The organism is Mammaliicoccus sp. A-M4 (genome assembly GCF_022386955.1).
Lineage (GTDB): Bacteria > Bacillota > Bacilli > Staphylococcales > Staphylococcaceae > Mammaliicoccus > Mammaliicoccus lentus.
Genome location: NZ_JAJNHH010000036.1, coordinates 1 through 678 on the forward strand (window position 1 = coordinate 1; position 678 = coordinate 678).

Genomic DNA, 678 nt, shown 5'->3' on the forward strand with positions numbered 1-678 from the left:
AAAATGGTGCCGAGGACCGGAATCGAACCGGTACGATAATCACTTATCGCAGGATTTTAAGTCCTGTGCGTCTGCCAGTTCCGCCACCCCGGCAAATAATGGAGCAGAAGACGGGATTCGAACCCGCGACCCCAACCTTGGCAAGGTTGTATTCTACCGCTGAACTACTTCTGCAAGATTAAATGCTTAATTTCTTTAAATAATGCGGGTGAAGGGAGTCGAACCCCCACGCCGTAAGGCGCTAGATCCTAAGTCTAGTGCGTCTGCCAATTCCGCCACACCCGCTAATGGTGAGCCATAGAGGATTCGAACCTCTGACCCTCTGATTAAAAGTCAGATGCTCTACCAACTGAGCTAATGGCTCTAAAACATGGTGCCGGCCAGAGGACTTGAACCCCCAACCTACTGATTACAAGTCAGTTGCTCTACCAATTGAGCTAGGCCGGCTAAATGGTGGAGAATGACGGGTTCGAACCGCCGACCCTCTGCTTGTAAGGCAGATGCTCTCCCAGCTGAGCTAATTCTCCATTTAATATATGTAATTTTTATATTTGCCCGGCAACGTCCTACTCTCGCGGAACGTAAGCCCAACTACCATCGGCGCTAAAGAGCTTAACTTCTGTGTTCGGCATGGGAACAGGTGTGACCTCTTTGCTATCGTCACCAGACAAATAGTAA

The 678-nt window shown here is 49.4% G+C and carries 6 tRNA genes and 1 rRNA gene; all 7 read right to left on the reverse strand.

From position 1 onward, the window contains the following. Window positions 1-4: 4 nt before the first annotated feature. Window positions 5-93 (reverse strand) — tRNA-Leu (locus LQ682_RS14000). A 6-nt stretch (window positions 94-99) separates the two neighbouring features. Further along, window positions 100-174: transfer RNA gene (locus tag LQ682_RS14005), tRNA-Gly, on the reverse strand. Between the two features lie 29 nt (window positions 175-203). Continuing rightward, a tRNA-Leu gene (locus tag LQ682_RS14010) sits at window positions 204-285 on the reverse strand. A 3-nt stretch (window positions 286-288) separates the two neighbouring features. Beyond that, a tRNA-Lys gene (locus tag LQ682_RS14015) sits at window positions 289-364 on the reverse strand. A gap of 7 nt (window positions 365-371) precedes the next feature. Continuing rightward, window positions 372-447 (reverse strand) — tRNA-Thr (locus LQ682_RS14020). 4 nt (window positions 448-451) lie between these two features. Beyond that, window positions 452-527 (reverse strand) — tRNA-Val (locus LQ682_RS14025). Between the two features lie 26 nt (window positions 528-553). Further along, window positions 554-668 (reverse strand): 5S ribosomal RNA (gene rrf, locus LQ682_RS14030). Window positions 669-678 lie beyond the last annotated feature (10 nt).